Below are 16,113 nucleotides of genomic sequence, written 5' to 3' on the forward strand. Positions count from 1 at the left end.
GGTTGCTGAGAAGTCTGAGAACACGCTGATGAGCGGCTCATATGTCTAAAACTAGAGGCTGATGGGGTAAATACCGGGAAGCTAAAAAGCGATCGCTTTCAACAAAAATCCCCTCAACTGTTTGGCTGAGGGGAAGAGAGGACAGGCTTTAGGCTTATCCTCTGAAGCCAGATATAACTCCTAACGCTTGTAAGTTTTCTAGTCGCTTGCCGCAAGCTAGTGGGTTTTTTAAGTCCATAGCCTGGGTCAGCCTACCAATTGTTGTAACCGAGTATATAGCGCTCTCCTGAAGGGACAGCAGAATTTCATACAGACGACGCTGGCCGACTGACAATTCCCCAAAATATTGTGGATCGACAGAAATGTAAGAACAGTCCTCCAGCACCCCCGTAAAAGTCTCCCCTTGTAAAATCAGCTTGGTTTGAGCAGCGGCTTCTAAATCAGCTTGGTCTATTTCAAAGTCCTCGTAAGCTGAATCATGCTCGTAATCGAGAGCTAGATTCTCAATGTGATTGTGGCGCGTGTAGGTCATAGTTAACTCCTAAGCAGAACATTGCGGGAGTACAAGGATACTCCTACACTTTAACAAAGGCTGCTACCACCAGCGCCAAGCAGATTGCTCAGAGCGCTCGTTATCACTCGTATCTTCTTCTTGGTCGTGGGAGTCTTCTAAATCCTCATTCTCGTCAACAACACGATCAGAATGATAGCGATACTGCTCTGAATCACGGTTATCGACAACACGCTTAGCGTCATAGCGCTGTAGGAGCTGATCGTCCTTATCTCGCTCCACACCTGCACTTCGTAAAGCTTTTTCGGTGTCTTTGACATCCTTAGTTGGAATGTCAGCTACCCAGTGGTCGCCTTTGTCGTTACTGATTTCAATCAAGCTGCGATCGTCATCATCATCGCGTTTCTTGCGTCCAAACAATCCCATGAGTTTTAACCTTGCTAAACCAAATTTTTAATTATCTACAGCGCGATCGCCTTTCTCAGCGCACTTCATACCGGATGGCTGTAGAACCGTTGTAGAAAACCCAAACTTCTTGATTAGTGCTTTCTACGCGGTAAACATCTGCTGTGTCCGTGCTGCGATGTGCTACGCCAAAGGTGCCCTTCATCGCGCTATAGGTTTGAGGCCATGCCAGTTCACCCATGTACGCGGCTTCGGCTGGTGTTAGATAGCCCATGCCACTACGAGTAATCGACGGAGTTTCAAGGGGGGCATCCGGTTCAGCCGTTGGCAAGCTAGAGCAACCCACCATTAAGAGGGCGATCGCACATCCTAGCTCAGTTCGCATTGCCCTGCATCCGCTGCTGTCTGAGCGCATTTAGCACCTCCAGCTCGGTCTGAGTTTCAAGCTTGAACCGGGCAATGCCCCGCTTAGCGCCAGCCGTTTTGTAGGCTTGCAGCTCGGCCTCAGAGAAATCGACCTCTGCTGTATTAGCCTGCTCAATGAATGCCTGCACGTCGGCTAACTCAACCTCTAAGGACTGCTGTAGGTTACTGTTCTGAGTCTGAATTAGCGCTAGCGCTCCGCTAACCTCATCGGGTACTAGCTCACCTTCAATCACCCCAGCGCTGCCCCACTCTTGGCAATAGTGGGCTTTAGCTTCAACCACCCACTGCTGCCGCGCCTGCTTAGGCACCTGGGCAAACTCAGCAAACAGCGATCGTGCTAGCTCAGTGAAGCCTTTACCTTCCTTCAGCAGCGCTTCCGGGGCAACTTTGACGATCCAGTTAAACCAGCGATTTCTAACGGTCGCTTCGCTGACACCCAGTTCGTTGGCGATCGCTTGTGCGGTGTAATGTACGGCGTTGTACGACTGCACGTTCGTTGTACCGTTCGCTCTTGTACTATTCATAAGTAGAAGCCTCTTATTCTAAGGGTTTCAAGCTGTACGGGGTCTGTGCATCTGATGTTCGGTGGAATGTTCGATCAGGTGTACGCCCGTACATGGATAGTACAACAACATTGTCCTGTGTGAGTGGACAAATATTTATTTTTTGAACAAAACAATCACTGAAATGCTTGCATGAAAAGCCATAGAAAAATCCGGTGGATAAGGACAAAAACATTCAACTTGACAGGACAAGACAATTTCTCAGCCTCAACTGTTTACAGTGTCAGTGGTAAAGACACTGGCTCACGAATGACTGATGACTGAGGAGTTCTCTGCTGATATCGACGAGATTCCACTCTCTTCGCTACCTGATCGCTATAACGTAGCGCGATCGCAAACCTACAAGCGAATAGAGGCGATTGAGAAACACACATCCCTAAGACGCTACAAGCGAGGCAATAAAGCCTATGTGGGTGCTGCAATGCTAGCTGCCCTTGATCGAGTGCATCAACTTGTCAGCAGTGGCTTTAGCATCGAAGCAGCCGCTCAGAGCCTTAAAGGGGGAAATCTGGTTACGCCCTTTTCAGAGGCTAGTATCCTGTCTGACTCGCAGGACTATCCCGCCGGACAAGACAAGCTTTCGCAGGACAGCCGTATTGTTCAGCCCAACAGTGAACTGTTGGCTCTCCTAGCAGCTATCCTTCAAAATCAAAAGCCTGATCGCCTAGAGCGCTATCGAGCATTGGATGAAATTGCCGAACGCGGCTGGCGGTTGCCAACTTCTGAGCTAGCAGCCCTCTTAGGCTTATCTACACTAACGGGCGAGACATTTGAGCGCTACGGCTTTCGCTTCATTCGCACGAGCAGCGGTGGTAAAGAATCTGAATGGAAAGTTGAGAAGCTGCCATAACTGAAGCGCTTCAAACGTGATCGCCCCTCTAGGCAGCGACTAAGACAGGTTTGGGACTGACCTTCAGTAGTTCTCTTGCAGCTAAATGCTCAATTCTGGATTCTAAAGGTAGGCGAGACTTGAAACCCAGTTTCTCGATTAAGGAGTTCTCATCTACCTTGATTTCTTCTACCTTAATACCCTCACTGTTTTGGAACAGTGAGAGAAACAGCTTATAGATGTCAGCTTGCCCAGTGGGAAGGCTTGTATAGTCTGGATTCGATACCAATAGGTCTAAAACTTGTTCACCGATGATCAATCTCATTGACTGTCCCCCAGAATCTTAATGTCGATATCAGCACTATTACCAGAGTCATAGTACCTTTGTACCTCTTCTGGTGAGGATACCCCAAAGCCGGATGAATGACGGTTCTTAGAAATTGCGTTTGCATCGTCATGAGCCTTATCGGGGTAGTCATTGTTGTAGTCTCCCCAATCCTCAATGACGCCTGCTGGGGTTAGCCCTTCTTTTAGGTTAAGCGCAAAATACAGTCGCTTGTCAGAATCACCGGGTAAATCTCTGTCATTGAGCCATCCACGCTTCGCCATGATGAAAAACCTTTATAGAGCTGTAGACCGCCAGTGAAAATTTAAAGCTGATTCACTAACTGAGATCAATTTGCTACTTTGATAGCAAGATACCAAAATATCAAAAAACTCAAAACACGAACAATACTGATTTTATTGGAGTTTGAGGCGAAAATATATAGAGGTAGCAAGCTACTTTGATAGTAAAATATCAAATCTTCACAAACAACAATGATCTACTCTTAAACTCGATGCGCTTTAGTTAATCTCGATCTACTCTCACGCCAGCTACTATCGGCGCTGGCTCTTTGAGTGAAAGATACTTTGCTATCACGCTACTAAGCTATTAATTAATTGAAGCTTGAAGGCTTGTTTCTAAAGGACTTTACGCATACCATTAAGTAGCTATCAAGATAGTTTGCTATCAAAGCACATGAAAACTATTAGTTTGCTAACTCGTAAAGGTGGGTCGGGCAAATCGACGCTCACAACACACTGGGCTGTAGAAGCAGAGCGAACGAAAGGGCGTCGCGCCGTTATCTTCGACTTTGACCCCCAAGGTTCTTGCTCATCGTGGTACAGCAAACGACAAGCCAACTCACCCCTGCTGATTCAGTCTGGGCCAGAAGCAGTTCAAGACCACCTAGAAGCCTGCAAAAGCGAAGATGTAGACTTTGTTCTGATTGATACGGTACCTGACATCAACGCGATCGCCGTCCATGCAGCTCGTGTTTCTGATCTCGTAGTCATTCCCGTGCGACCTTCTGTACTCGATATTGAAGCGATTAGCGCCAGTGTTGAGCTAGTTGAAGGCGTAGGAGCTGCTGCGGTGATTATTCTAAATCAAAGTCCCGCTGGTTCAACTATCGCTGACGAAGCAACACAGGTTTTAGGGCAGTATGGCCTCACTATTTGTCCTATCTATATCGTTAGCCGGATCGCCTTCAGCCGTTCAATGATCGATGGACGTACCGCCAGAGAAATTGAACCCAGTGGCAAGGCAGCGAGAGAAATCCGCGACAGTTGGAAATGGATTAAGCAGCAACTTGGAGTATAACTATGGCAAAGCCGAAACCTAGCCTTACTGATCTCACACTCCAAAAGGGTGTAACCTCCCCGCCTTCCCCATCAGCACAAGCTGCCGCCTCAGAGAAAGAAGAAAAACGCATTGGTCAAACGCTACGGCTTGGCGCGGGGGCACACAAACAGCTCAAACGCTTAGCAGTTGATGTAGAAAAGCCTATGCACGATCTGCTCCTTGAAGCAGTGAATGATTTGTTTACAAAGTATGGCAAGCCGCCGATAGCTTGATAGCAAGCTATCAGTCAGCTTAATTAAACAAGCTGAAAATGCTTTTGTGTAAGCACTTAAAATTGCTACTAAAATAGCAAGATTGTTTGATAGCAAAGTATCTGGCACTAAGACAAGCATTTTTGAATAAAAGAGCAAAGGGCGATCGCCCGCACAGCTAGCAGCTTCAATGGAGCCGCTCCCATAAGGAACGGTGCAACAAAAGGAGCGAAGTTCCACACCCTCATGCTTGGATTGCTTCAATGGAGCCGCTCCCATAAGGAACGGTGCAACCCCATCACCTTAATGCTGTCACCTGGTTCTAGGGAGCTTCAATGGAGCCGCTCCCATAAGGAACGGTGCAACAATATTGCTGGTAGTTGGCGCGTCCGGTTAGCTGGCTTCAATGGAGCCGCTCCCATAAGGAACGGTGCAACGGTATGACTACGGTATCTTGGCAGCGAAAAGACGGGCTTCAATGGAGCCGCTCCCATAAGGAACGGTGCAACAGCTACTAACATTTTCTTTTGCTTGTTGAACTTGGCTTCAATGGAGCCGCTCCCATAAGGAACGGTGCAACGGTATGACTACGGTATCTTGGCAGCGAAAAGACGGGCTTCAATGGAGCCGCTCCCATAAGGAACGGTGCAACAGCTACTAACATTTTCTTTTGCTTGTTGAACTTGGCTTCAATGGAGCCGCTCCCATAAGGAACGGTGCAACCTGGCGTACAGCATTCGTGAACCTTTTCTGGTGAGGCGCTTCAATGGAGCCGCTCCCATAAGGAACGGTGCAACTCCTTTGCGGCTGTTTTAACGGCTGAGAAGTTGCCGCTTCAATGGAGCCGCTCCCATAAGGAACGGTGCAACCTTTTAGTTCGCCGCCTTGCTCGTTTTGCCAGTAGTAAGGCTTCAATGGAGCCGCTCCCATAAGGAACGGTGCAACGCCCATCGATTACTACTCATTGGTATGTCAAAAGCTTCAATGGAGCCGCTCCCATAAGGAACGGTGCAACATTTGATTGAAAGACTGCGATCGGTGCCGAGATTGGCTTCAATGGAGCCGCTCCCATAAGGAACGGTGCAACGCATCAGGCGCAGCCGAATACACTATCCGTTTAGGCTTCAATGGAGCCGCTCCCATAAGGAACGGTGCAACGTGCAACCACCAAGGGTTATAGAGTCGATCTCAACTGCCCCAGCTTCAATGGAGCCGCTCCCATAAGGAACGGTGCAACCGAATATCAAAAACAGAGTCATAGCACTGCCGAGGCTTCAATGGAGCCGCTCCCATAAGGAACGGTGCAACTGTCCAAATTGATAGACCTCGTCAATCCAATTACCGCTTCAATGGAGCCGCTCCCATAAGGAACGGTGCAACGAGAAAGTATTCTCAAATGCCGAGTACCCCACAGACGAAGCTTCAATGGAGCCGCTCCCATAAGGAACGGTGCAACGCAGGAAAGGGTTTTTTTGTAGTTCTCTCCAGCTGCTTCAATGGAGCCGCTCCCATAAGGAACGGTGCAACTTTTCGTCAGAGATAGCGTGGCAGTTTGTATAGGGCTTCAATGGAGCCGCTCCCATAAGGAACGGTGCAACCAATGGCATAAATAGTAGGAGGCTGACCATGTCTGCTTCAATGGAGCCGCTCCCATAAGGAACGGTGCAACCTCAGGCTCAGGTAGCTCAGCGACTAAAGGCCGTAAAAGAAGGCTTCAATGGAGCCGCTCCCATAAGGAACGGTGCAACGTCAATGCTAGAGATTGGTGAAGCCAACCTAGATGCTTCAATGGAGCCGCTCCCATAAGGAACGGTGCAACCGCTGCCTGTCCAGTCGCCAAAGCAAATGCTTGTTTTGCTGCTTCAATGGAGCCGCTCCCATAAGGAACGGTGCAACCAAGACCAAGCGTCCGTCGCAATTAGTAATCTTGCTTCAATGGAGCCGCTCCCATAAGGAACGGTGCAACATAACACTTCAGTTCCATGAAGCGCGTTCACTCCATGCTTCAATGGAGCCGCTCCCATAAGGAACGGTGCAACTTGAAACAAATAATATTCCCTCGCCTGCCCCCCTCTTGCTCGCTTCAATGGAGCCGCTCCCATAAGGAACGGTGCAACCAGTGAACTTTATCAAATTCACGCGGGAGCTGAAGGTTGCTGCTTCAATGGAGCCGCTCCCATAAGGAACGGTGCAACGGCATATACCGGAATCAAAAAGTTTTCCGCAGGCTAGCTTCAATGGAGCCGCTCCCATAAGGAACGGTGCAACAGGACTAGCTCGGCTTCGATTTCAGGGGCGGTAGGGCTTCAATGGAGCCGCTCCCATAAGGAACGGTGCAACTCTCTTAAGCTTTCTTCTCTCTTGGCTGGCTTTTTGGGTTACTCAGGCTTCAATGGAGCCGCTCCCATAAGGAACGGTGCAACCAACTATGGAACCCTCAAAGGAAAGCAATGAAAAACCTGCTTCAATGGAGCCGCTCCCATAAGGAACGGTGCAACTGCGGGCCTCTAAAACCTTTAGAGTATGAAGTTTTCAAGGTGCAATTGCGCGAACCTACTCTAGATTGGCAACAATTGTATGATATCTCTCTGCTTTTCAACTTCTCAAAACTCCGAAAAGCTTGCTGTGTAAAGAATTGAGAGTTTGCGCGGATCAATTTCTGAGCATTTTCGCTACAACGATTGTTGTGCTTAAGTTCTGGGCAATTTTGATATCTATTGCTCAAAACACCCCTCCACCCGCGCAACTCTTAAACCTTATCCGCTACAAACAGACCTAGTCCAAAGTGTGAACCGTAACCCAAGGCAATTGGCCCTTCTTGAAGCTCGTCAAACACGAGTCTAAAGCCATAGCCACGTTTGCTCCCCTTTCTCCCACCACCACGCTGCCGCTGTAGCTGAAACTGACTACAGTAGTAGCCAGAGACTTTGGTGTTAGTTTCAAGTGGCTCAACCTCAACCTTACAAGGGTGGCGGAGAAGCTGCTGTAAAAGCCGACAAACCTGATCTTCTGGCCCATCAATCTGATGCTGAGTTTCTGGATAAAACTTAGGCTCACCCCGTCGATTTACTTTAGGGTGTCGAGGTAAAACTAATGGCGTTAAGCTTTTCCAAATCTTCGCTTTACTAATAATCGGTATATTGGCTTGATAATAGTCTTCTATGTTTCCAAGGGAAACTAAGATTGTTCGTAAATCTAACCCCTCTCGATTCCATACTTTGTGCAGCCTTGCTAAAGCTTCAACCGCACGGCTATTGAACCTACCTTTGGCATAGACTATTACATGGTCAATCTTACCGTCACCATCTGCATCTTCTGGCAAGAAAAAAGCATGTTGATGCCCTACTAGCGGCTGTCCCTTCTCATCTCTACCTGAAAAAACGGATTCACCAAGTGAATCCTCATCTTTGCTACGGCTTGTCAGTGCGGTGTGAAAGCGATCGCCTACAGATAGCGCTTCAGTTAACTTGGGCAAAACATTGGAGACGAGAGCGTAACGAGCAAAATTAGGGGTAGGAAACAACGGAGTAGCTTGTTGTTTCACCACTGAATTGGATTTAAGCGAATAAGGAACCCAACAGCTACCAGGAATACCGTTCCAGCCTTGGCTATGCAAATCTGCGACGTTTACTTCTAATGCCTCTAGTACATTGACTGGAGCTTTCCATTTGACCTTGCTTTTCTTAGACTTAGGCAGGATCGTCAATGCTGCCCGAAAGCCCTCCAATCCTTTAGCATCTAGGGGTGCTAAAACCTCAACGCGATCGCTTGCTCGTGTTTTGAGCGTTTCTTCAGTATCAGTAATTGGCTGAGCACTAATCTTTTGCTCATCAGGTAACCTCTCTAGCACCGACATTTCAGCCCAAGCCTCAGCCCGTCCCAGATAACTCACCTGCTGACAAAGCTGCTTCAATAGCTCTAGTGCAGGCTCATCTAACTCTATAGAAGGCCAACAAACTTGAATTTCAGCAGGCGATCGCGCTCCACCCTCTAGCACTAAAAACGTATCAAACACAAGGGTAGTTTTGTTTTTACCCTCTTTGCGAATGGGCATGTAATGTCGTGTATGCGCCGTTGTGTACTGAGGCAGCACATAGCTAGGAAGTTCTTCTGCTAACTGTGTCATGAGGCAGTTGACGGCTACTCGCTCCGGTGGATTCGGTAAGCGGTAATAAGCTGACACGAGCGCTCTTAGAATTCGCCAAGGGGAAGGTGGCCATTCTACAACCCCTTCATTAACCTGGTGATCCCAAGGTGTAGCGTGGTAGCGCCCCGCTAAAAAGCGAATGGAGATCCCCACGCCCATTACTTTTTGCTCCCTGCCTTTTCAGCCTGATATTGCACCGTAGTCACAGGCGGATCTGCAAAAATTCCTGCTTCTGTCACCGCTTGCACCAAGTTGGGCAAAGCCTTTGTTAACGCCTGATGATCTGGCAGCTCAAAACCATTCTGAGGTCGCTTAACTTGAACAGAAGTGCAATCGAGATCACAAGCGGTTCGCAACCGCAGCCCTCGCTCCAGAAAGCGCTGAATCTTCCAAATTGCGATCGCAATAAGTAAGTCTTCGACGACCACACCCAAGCGATAACCTCGAATCTGGGCTAGATCAAGGCTGAAATAAGCCGTGATTTTCTCAGCCGCATACTCTTCACGATGAAAAGGAATGTTTCCTCCTCCTTTTTTGGCGTCAGCAGAAGGATTGACCAGATCATTTTTTACCCCACCAGAGGCCACTACTTCGATGTTACGAGCCTCAATAAAGCCAGACAATGCACGAGCTAACTTAAAGCGACCACCTGCTATCTCTTTCTTAGCCAAGAAAATACCGTGTAGCAGTGAGTTGATATCGTACCGGGCTAGCACGACTGCTAACTTGTGAAAATCAACTGGGCCTTCGGAGGGAAAATCTAACTCACTTTTAAGCTGATTAAAAAAACTTTTATCTGTCCCTTCCAGAATGTAATAAGAATTGAGTCGGTGTGCCTCTAGTAACGAGTTGGTTAGCACTTCCCCGTCCTGCTGAACAATCACATACGAAATACCCTTGAGTGAGTCAACTACATCTGTTCCTGCCCAGATTGTCGTTTCCAAACGATTGGCAATGCTTTGAGGAGACTCTAGCAATACCATTTCTATATTTTCTCCCGGCAGCTTATACCTAGCAGTTCCTAGATCAGGAAAACCTGTTGGTTGAAAGCGAGTGCCTTGTAAAGGGGCTAGGTCTGCTTCAATCAGAAGTCTCGTTTGATCCTTCAGCGCTGAGAAGTCCATTGTGTTCTTTATCATCAGGTTGAGCATTCAATTGACAAACTTGTTTCAGTAGACGCGCCATATCCCAGTCAGCCAGTGGAAACGCTAGAGCTGCGGCAATACGCTGAGGGCGATCGCCCGGTTCAAATAGCCCTGTACGAACAGCAGGCGCATAACCGCTAGCATGAAGCCGTCGAGCGGCTAGCTCCGTTGCCCTCAAGCTGTTTCCCGCTGCTAGGTGAGTCAGCAGTCCAGGTGTATGCGGCAAAGGCTGATCTGACAAAGTAATACTGGGAGACTGGCCCTTGGGAACCAAGAAAATTTTGTGGACAGCTCGGCTCAGCCTTGCTTTCGTTAGCTCTCGATAATGCGCGAGCTTGACCAAGGCATAGGCGGCGGGTACCGGATAGGCGGCTGAAGGGGCTGAATATTCTGTCTCAAAACTATTGAGGTCTACCAAGCTCAAGCCACGCGCGATCGCGGCTATGCGCTCCTCGTCAACAGCGCCAGCAATCCAAAGCGCTACATCACCTAATGGCGCAATGGGAAAGCCCATCTGCTGCTTTCGCGTCTCCTCACTGTCAGGTGCTGGTGAGTCACGCTTCTGCTGTTGTAACCACTCTATTTCTTGGCGCTTCAGCCAGTTAATCAGGTTTTTGATTAATGTGCCATGTTGCCAAATCGTTTTACCATCGTCGCTTTTCTGCCATTGCGGATAATTTCTCTCGTTGAACCGAACCCAAACCAATCGTTCTCGCAAGTTTTGTCCAGCGAGGGCTAGAGCCAAGCGAAATTCAGGCGAATTGTCATTGCAGGCGCTGACCCAAGCCTTGCTGAGTCTAGGAATAGGAGTTGGGTATTTTTGCTCCTTAGTTCGCAACGACAAGTCTAGGGTAGCTTCAACCTGCCCCAGAGCGATTAGCACCTCTAGCAGTCCTGTTGACTGCTGGGCTAGCTTGAGAATGGCTGTTTGCAACTGTCGATGCGATCGCCTGAGAGAAGCTAGAGCCGTGTCTTTTTGTGCCTCCCCTTTGAGCCGCAGTAGCCAGCTATCAATCTCATTTAGCAACGAAGATCGATGATTTTGGTGCGGTTGAAAGCGTCCTATGGGAATCGCAAAATAAGACAGCCCGTTTCGCTCTTGAAAGCTATAGCGAACGAACTCATCTAACCCTATACGTACGCCAAAGCTAGAAATTGCTCGGGCAAAGTCAACACCATCAGTTGCCGTGCGAGTGCCTACTTTAGCGCGTCCTTCGCTGAATAGGCTTTGTAGTTCTTTCAAACCCGTCGGTGATGACCACAGGGGCGTCCAAAGCTCAGCCCTAGATTTATCGGCTTCAGCAGCACTGCCATAGCCTACAGTGGCAGACCGAACTGTGAAGGGATAGGCCATTTCTGCTGCTGCGGTATGCTCATACCGTCGTGTAGCTCCTGAGATGAACAGCAGCGTACCCTCTAACATCAAAATAAAGTCCCAAGGATTCACCCTAGAATCAGCATCATAGCCAGGAGATGCATTTGCACCACCTGCTGCAATGGGGTTAAACTGCCCAATCTTGCCAGAGAAAGCTAGCCCCGGAACAACTGCGTCAAATATCGCTGCTCTCAGTAATGGCTCAGCCAACTCTGTTGGCTCACCTGTTTTGAGATCCATTACTACTTGCAACTGCTGCATGAACGTGCGACTAAACTCAAAGTTGCCATCATTCCCCCCGGTACCCATCAGTGGCGGAAAGCTTATCCCCTCAGAAGTGATCAGGGCACAGGTATCAAGCCACTTTACTGCCTCATCGGGTAGATTGTTACGCAAACGAGTCAGCAACCGTTGTTTGTCGCTACGCTCTTTTGGTTGAGCTTCTAGCTTGAGATCCTCAACCTGTTTCTGAGCGATCGCAATCGTTTTGCCGTAAATACCAAAGCGTTGTGGCTCAGCGCTTTGAAACGCCGCTAAGAGCTTTTTCTGAGCTTTGTCTTTAGGATAGAAGCCCGTGCTACCGTTCCAAGGGGCAACCAGGGGCGTTGGTCTGTACTGGCTGAGAAAAAACTGGGTTAACTCATCTTTTGAGAGCGCAGTTTGCAAACAAAAGTAATTACCATACCAGTAGCTTTTAGCCTTTGGATCCGCGTTTTGCTCTACTACCAAACGCAGGATGCCCAAAGCTTTGAGGTAGTTAGAAAGCGGCTCTGGTGTGCAGCCTTTTAACTCAGGGAAGCTAGGCATTTCGCACCTCTCCTGACTGGGCTTCCTCGTTGTAGCGCTTAGAAACCTGCCAGTCCGCTAAACGAATTAGACTCTCTAAAAACGCTAGCTTGAACGGACCAAACTCTTCTAATAGGGCGATCGCCTGTGCCGTCCACGATTGCATCTGTTCACTTTCTCCTAGCTGCATACAGGCTAGTGAAAGTTTCTGCTCAGCAATCGTGACGCCATTACCTAAGTCAACAGGTGGGACAGAATCCCCTTCCCAAACGCCCAATGCATATCGGGGAACATCCTTAGGTGGCCGCTCAGTCGGACGCGGCTGAATTGTCATTCTCACTTTGCCGTGATGACACGCCACTAAATAGGCTAGGAGAAAATCTTCGCCCTCCTGCAAGGCGACTAAAGCACTGACTAGCTCGTGTCGGAAGCCTCGACGGGACGAAGCCATACGATTGTTACTGCGATCTGTCTTAGCCCAAAGCTCATCTTTTCGCTCAGGCGCGTGCTGCGTCAGCATGGATTGAAAAGCTTCGTGGGCTTTTCCTAAGTCGTGCCAGCGACCTGTTCTTTCAAGTAAGGAAACAAGGTTAGGGCGATCGCTGGCGAAGTCATAGATTGAGAGGCTATTGCAGAGTTTTTGAACTGCCTCGGCCACGTCCTGAGCATGTTTTTGCAGTGTAATAAATGCCCCCGTTGATGTGAGCGGATCTCGACTATCAGCATCTAGCTGATTGGCTAATGTTTCGCTATCTTTCTCAACATCAGTTGTCTGGTCTTTCGGATCTCCAGTAAACCCAATGTCATTTGAGTAGCCTCCTGCTTCACAGTGCAATAGCAACGACATTCCTGGATAAATAGACTGAGCCTTTACCCAGGCTTCTTGCATGCCATCCCAAGCCCATCCAAAATGCTTAGGCGTTTGCTTAGCCAATTTATTAATGAAGTCTTTGGCTCGATAGAGAGACACTCGACAGAGTTCATCCTGCTGTAGAGAGGTCATACTATCGGGAGGATTAGGCGTTTCAGTCTGCGGCCAACTGCGCCAAGCAATTAAGACATCATTGTTATCTATTTCTCGAATAAATGAGGAGACATCAATGTCATGCCCTGCTAAATCAGTAGAAGTGTCAAAGAGCTGTAGGAGGTCGTGGCGACGGGGAATCAATCCTTCAGGCTGCTCTTTAGGAATCTTGTTTTGCAGCCTAAGCTGATTTAATGCTTGATAGCCTACGTCTGTTAGGCTCTCCAAAAGCGATCGCGCTGCGGTGAGTGGCTCAGCTTCATAGGGAGAGGCAGCCCCCTTTTTCTTCAGATCAGGGGTATCAATCCAATAGACCTGTGCAACTTGATTTTGCTCACCTCGTCGATTACACCTGCCAAACCGCTGCACTAGCGATGACCAAGGGGCTAATTCTGTAAATAGAACGGCTGCATCAATATCTACCCCTGCTTCAACAGCTTGAGTCGCGATGAGGATGCCTTGATGATTTTTAAGCTGGCAATTTAGCGCCGCTCGGTCTAGAGGGCGAAATCGAGAATGAATGAGCAAGCGAGGTAGGTCAAACTTATTCAATGCCTTGTAAATAGCTTGTGCCCGATCCACCCGGTTACAGACAACCAGCGTCAGCTTGCCAGAGATATGCGCCGATATCACTTCCTCGGCAACTGACTTGGCATAACTCTCTGGCTTACTATCTCCGCTCCAATCAGTTTGCGCCTTTTGTAGTGGCTTTTTTGCCTCCAGTCGCTGCATCAAAGCGCTAGCAAAATCTTGCTTATCTAACGTCAAGATGCTGTCAGAATCAGGCTCGTAGTCCACAGTTCTAAGTAAGTCGCGATCAAGCGTAGCGCTCATCCAAAGCGATTGCGTGGATCCGTAAGTCTTTAGTTTCTCTCGAAAGCCTTGTAGCTGAGCAGTCGTCTGTAGCCCTGCACCCATCAACTGAGTTTCATCCATCACCCAGAGACAATCGTTATTCAGCAAGGCAAAATGAATCGGCCAGCGATAGCGGCTCATACTGTAGCCGCGATTGAGCGCTCGGCTGAGTAGCTGGTCTTGTGTGCCCACGAGGATGCAGTCTTTATCAGGTAATGCATCCCAGTCTTGACTAACAGCTCCACCCATTAGCAGGTGTAGACCGACTACTTCATTGAGTTCGGCTTTTTCTAGCCAGTTTGCAATCTCGCTATAGGTTTGCTCAACTAGCGTTCGCATCGGCAAGCAGTAAAGCAAACGTCTCGGTGTCTGCCGCCTAATCGAGGTATCTGCTTTATGACGCCGCCAGAGCCAGCCAAGGGCGATCGCCGCTGTTTTACCTACCCCTGTAGGAGCATCCAAAAACAACGGCAACGTAGGTCGATTGGCTAAATTAGCTTGATAAGGAAACGGGAAATTGCCTGTGATTGAGTGAAACCATTCAGCAAAATCAGTCATAGAAGCTTTGAAGAAACAGCCTATAGCGAGTTGTTGTGAACTGTCAGGCTTTCAAAATCAGACTGACTTGACCGCTCAGTATAGTTCACATGTTCTGAATTAGTTCAGCTTAGGAATAAAGATTTCGCTAAGCTGAACTGAACTCAACAATTAATCAAGCGACTAAGGAATTTACTTGTTGAAAGTACAGATCCCAAAGGTATCGACCCGTAGCAGTCTGTTGCACCGGAAACGCATACCAAACTCCTGTTCCCGCTTTTGCATGTAGCTCGTAACTTTGACCGAGTCGAGCATGTCTTCCCAATTCTTTAATAATTTTTTCTCGTTTGTGCTTGGGTAAATCGCACTCAAGGCGTTTATAAACTTCTCTGGTGGTTATACCCGCAGCAATTAAAAACGAGAAACTAAGCTTTAGTTGGTTATAATCCATTTAATTGCCTCCTTGGCAATAAAAATCTGTAAACAGTGCTGCCGCCAAGCTATGCGCTGTTTGGGTTTCAGAAGAGGAGCGCTCCTTGCTTTTATCAGTAGCGCTCCTTGTTTTGCTTTAAACATACTCCATCAATTCGAGATTGGCTAGAAAATTTGGGTAATCATACTTTGGCTGACGTGACTGGGTAATACATACGTTAGCTGACGTGACGGAAAAGATGCGTTTCAGACAAAATGAAGCGGTGAACACAGGATTAAAGCAATTTCTGGGGCCGCTCTAGATAGAGCGGAGAATTGGCCAACTGCTGGAAAGCATTCGTTAGCTGACGTGCTTCAATAGAGCCGCGTTGTAAAACGTGGAAAGGTCAGCGTAGTACAGCAAGCCGCCACAACTCAGATATAGCACCAAAGCCGTACGGAAATTATTACTAGGTCTGGATTGCCCTATCTTCCACTACAATCGAGCGATCGCCGCCTTCTCATCCTCAGGGGCTTCCTTCCCCATCTGTCAGCAGCAAAAATGCTTGAGGTATCACGATTTGAATATTCCTAAAAGGATGCAAACACAGCAAATCCTCATCCCCGGTGACAATAAAATCTGCCCTGCCATTTACGCCCAACTCTAGGAATTTGTTGTCTTTGGGGTCGCGGCAGACAGCGATCGCTTCTTGTATTTCAACCAACTCAGACTCCAGCAAAAATTTAGACAAAAAAATCTGTCTCTCTGCTGCTGTCACGTACTTGTCAAACTTTTTGCGGCTCAATACCTGCATGAGTTCTAAAGCCGTCGCCGCCGATCGCAAAACGATGCCTGCTGCAAGCGTGCGCTCCACAACTCGAAATGGCAGAGAGTTCTTCAGCAGTAGAGCGCTTACCCATACATTGGTATCCAGCACACACCGTAGCTTTGCCATCATGCTTGCTCATCGGCAGCTAAAAGATTCGCCAAAATCTCTGGCGTCAGCCCCCGCTGTTCAGCACGACTGCCAATTTCCTGCATTACCTGAATCAGGTTTTTGTTGCCCCACCCTTCCTTCAAAAATAAACCCACTAGCTGAGCCAGTGCTCGTCGCTCATCCTCACTGGCCTGTTCAAAAGCTGCTTGAATTTCAGGCTCAACCGGAATTGAAATAGTGTTCATTCTACTGACCTGCTTGCATGTTTTCGTATCAATTCTAG

The 16,113-nt window shown here is 48.3% G+C and carries 15 protein-coding genes and 1 CRISPR repeat array; of the genes, 3 read left to right on the top strand and 12 right to left on the bottom strand.

Features of this window, described 5'->3' with window-relative positions; translation table 11 throughout:
* Positions 1–154: 154 nt before the first annotated feature.
* The 4 genes from ACTS3T_RS02125 to ACTS3T_RS02140 form a co-directional block, all read right to left on the bottom strand.
* Positions 155–532 (bottom strand): hypothetical protein, encoded by a 378-nt coding sequence (locus tag ACTS3T_RS02125; RefSeq protein ID WP_377968044.1) that lies wholly within the window; start codon positions 530–532, stop codon positions 155–157.
* Positions 533–595: 63 nt separating this feature from the next.
* Complete coding sequence (locus tag ACTS3T_RS02130; protein WP_377968043.1) at positions 596–937, bottom strand: hypothetical protein; 342 nt, start codon at positions 935–937, stop codon at positions 596–598.
* Positions 938–992: 55 nt separating this feature from the next.
* Complete coding sequence (locus tag ACTS3T_RS02135) at positions 993–1,301, bottom strand: hypothetical protein (protein ID WP_377968042.1); 309 nt, start codon at positions 1,299–1,301, stop codon at positions 993–995.
* Entirely contained in the window at positions 1,291–1,866 is a 576-nt protein-coding gene (locus ACTS3T_RS02140) for a hypothetical protein (protein WP_377968041.1), read from the bottom strand. The genes ACTS3T_RS02135 and ACTS3T_RS02140 overlap by 11 nt, the downstream gene beginning before the upstream one ends.
* Before the next feature lie 295 nt (positions 1,867–2,161).
* Here ACTS3T_RS02140 and ACTS3T_RS02145 point away from each other — a divergent pair, with 295 nt between their 5' ends.
* Complete coding sequence (locus ACTS3T_RS02145) at positions 2,162–2,755, top strand: hypothetical protein (protein WP_377968040.1); 594 nt, start codon at positions 2,162–2,164, stop codon at positions 2,753–2,755.
* Between the two features lie 300 nt (positions 2,756–3,055).
* Here the strand turns inward: ACTS3T_RS02145 and ACTS3T_RS02150 are convergent, their stop codons facing one another.
* Entirely contained in the window at positions 3,056–3,343 is a 288-nt protein-coding gene (locus ACTS3T_RS02150; protein WP_377968039.1) for a hypothetical protein, read from the bottom strand.
* 412 nt (positions 3,344–3,755) lie between these two features.
* On the opposite strand from ACTS3T_RS02150, the gene ACTS3T_RS02155 reads away from it, so the two are divergent.
* Together ACTS3T_RS02155 and ACTS3T_RS02160 are read left to right on the top strand one after the other, a co-directional pair.
* Positions 3,756–4,379: an AAA family ATPase gene (locus ACTS3T_RS02155; RefSeq protein ID WP_377968038.1), complete on the top strand. Its 624-nt coding sequence runs from the start codon at positions 3,756–3,758 to the stop codon at positions 4,377–4,379.
* 2 nt (positions 4,380–4,381) lie between these two features.
* Positions 4,382–4,633 (top strand): ribbon-helix-helix domain-containing protein, encoded by a 252-nt coding sequence (locus ACTS3T_RS02160; RefSeq protein WP_377968037.1) that lies wholly within the window; start codon positions 4,382–4,384, stop codon positions 4,631–4,633.
* A 163-nt stretch (positions 4,634–4,796) separates the two neighbouring features.
* Positions 4,797–7,110: a CRISPR direct-repeat array (repeat unit 37 nt; unit sequence GCTTCAATGGAGCCGCTCCCATAAGGAACGGTGCAAC).
* Positions 7,111–7,361: 251 nt separating this feature from the next.
* Here the strand turns inward: ACTS3T_RS02160 and csb2 are convergent.
* The 7 genes from csb2 to ACTS3T_RS02195 all read right to left on the bottom strand — a co-directional run bounded on the left by csb2 (position 7,362) and on the right by ACTS3T_RS02195 (position 16,075).
* Entirely contained in the window at positions 7,362–8,918 is a 1,557-nt protein-coding gene (csb2, locus tag ACTS3T_RS02165) for a type I-G CRISPR-associated protein Csb2 (RefSeq protein ID WP_377968036.1), read from the bottom strand.
* Positions 8,918–9,883, bottom strand: coding sequence for a type I-G CRISPR-associated RAMP protein Csb1/Cas7g (gene cas7g, locus ACTS3T_RS02170; RefSeq protein WP_377968035.1), 966 nt, complete (start codon positions 9,881–9,883; stop codon positions 8,918–8,920). Before cas7g ends, csb2 begins: the two co-directional genes overlap by 1 nt.
* Positions 9,840–12,086: a type I-G CRISPR-associated protein Cas8g1/Csx17 gene (cas8g1, locus tag ACTS3T_RS02175; RefSeq protein ID WP_377968034.1), complete on the bottom strand. Its 2,247-nt coding sequence runs from the start codon at positions 12,084–12,086 to the stop codon at positions 9,840–9,842. The genes cas7g and cas8g1 overlap by 44 nt, the downstream gene beginning before the upstream one ends.
* Complete coding sequence (gene cas3g, locus ACTS3T_RS02180; RefSeq protein WP_377968033.1) at positions 12,079–14,502, bottom strand: type I-G CRISPR-associated helicase/endonuclease Cas3g; 2,424 nt, start codon at positions 14,500–14,502, stop codon at positions 12,079–12,081. The genes cas8g1 and cas3g overlap by 8 nt, the downstream gene beginning before the upstream one ends.
* Positions 14,503–14,656: 154 nt before the next feature.
* On the bottom strand, positions 14,657–14,932 hold the full coding sequence (locus ACTS3T_RS02185; protein WP_377968032.1) for a hypothetical protein: 276 nt from the start codon (positions 14,930–14,932) through the stop codon (positions 14,657–14,659).
* Between the two features lie 487 nt (positions 14,933–15,419).
* Positions 15,420–15,851, bottom strand: a complete 432-nt coding sequence (locus ACTS3T_RS02190; protein WP_377968031.1) for a putative toxin-antitoxin system toxin component, PIN family — start codon at positions 15,849–15,851, stop codon at positions 15,420–15,422.
* Positions 15,848–16,075, bottom strand: coding sequence for a hypothetical protein (locus tag ACTS3T_RS02195; protein ID WP_377968030.1), 228 nt, complete (start codon positions 16,073–16,075; stop codon positions 15,848–15,850). The genes ACTS3T_RS02190 and ACTS3T_RS02195 overlap by 4 nt, the downstream gene beginning before the upstream one ends.
* Positions 16,076–16,113: the final 38 nt, after the last annotated feature.

Source organism: Almyronema sp., from assembly GCF_052168255.1.
Taxonomy (GTDB): Bacteria; Cyanobacteriota; Cyanobacteriia; order Phormidesmidales; family Phormidesmidaceae; genus Sphaerothrix; species Sphaerothrix epifaneia.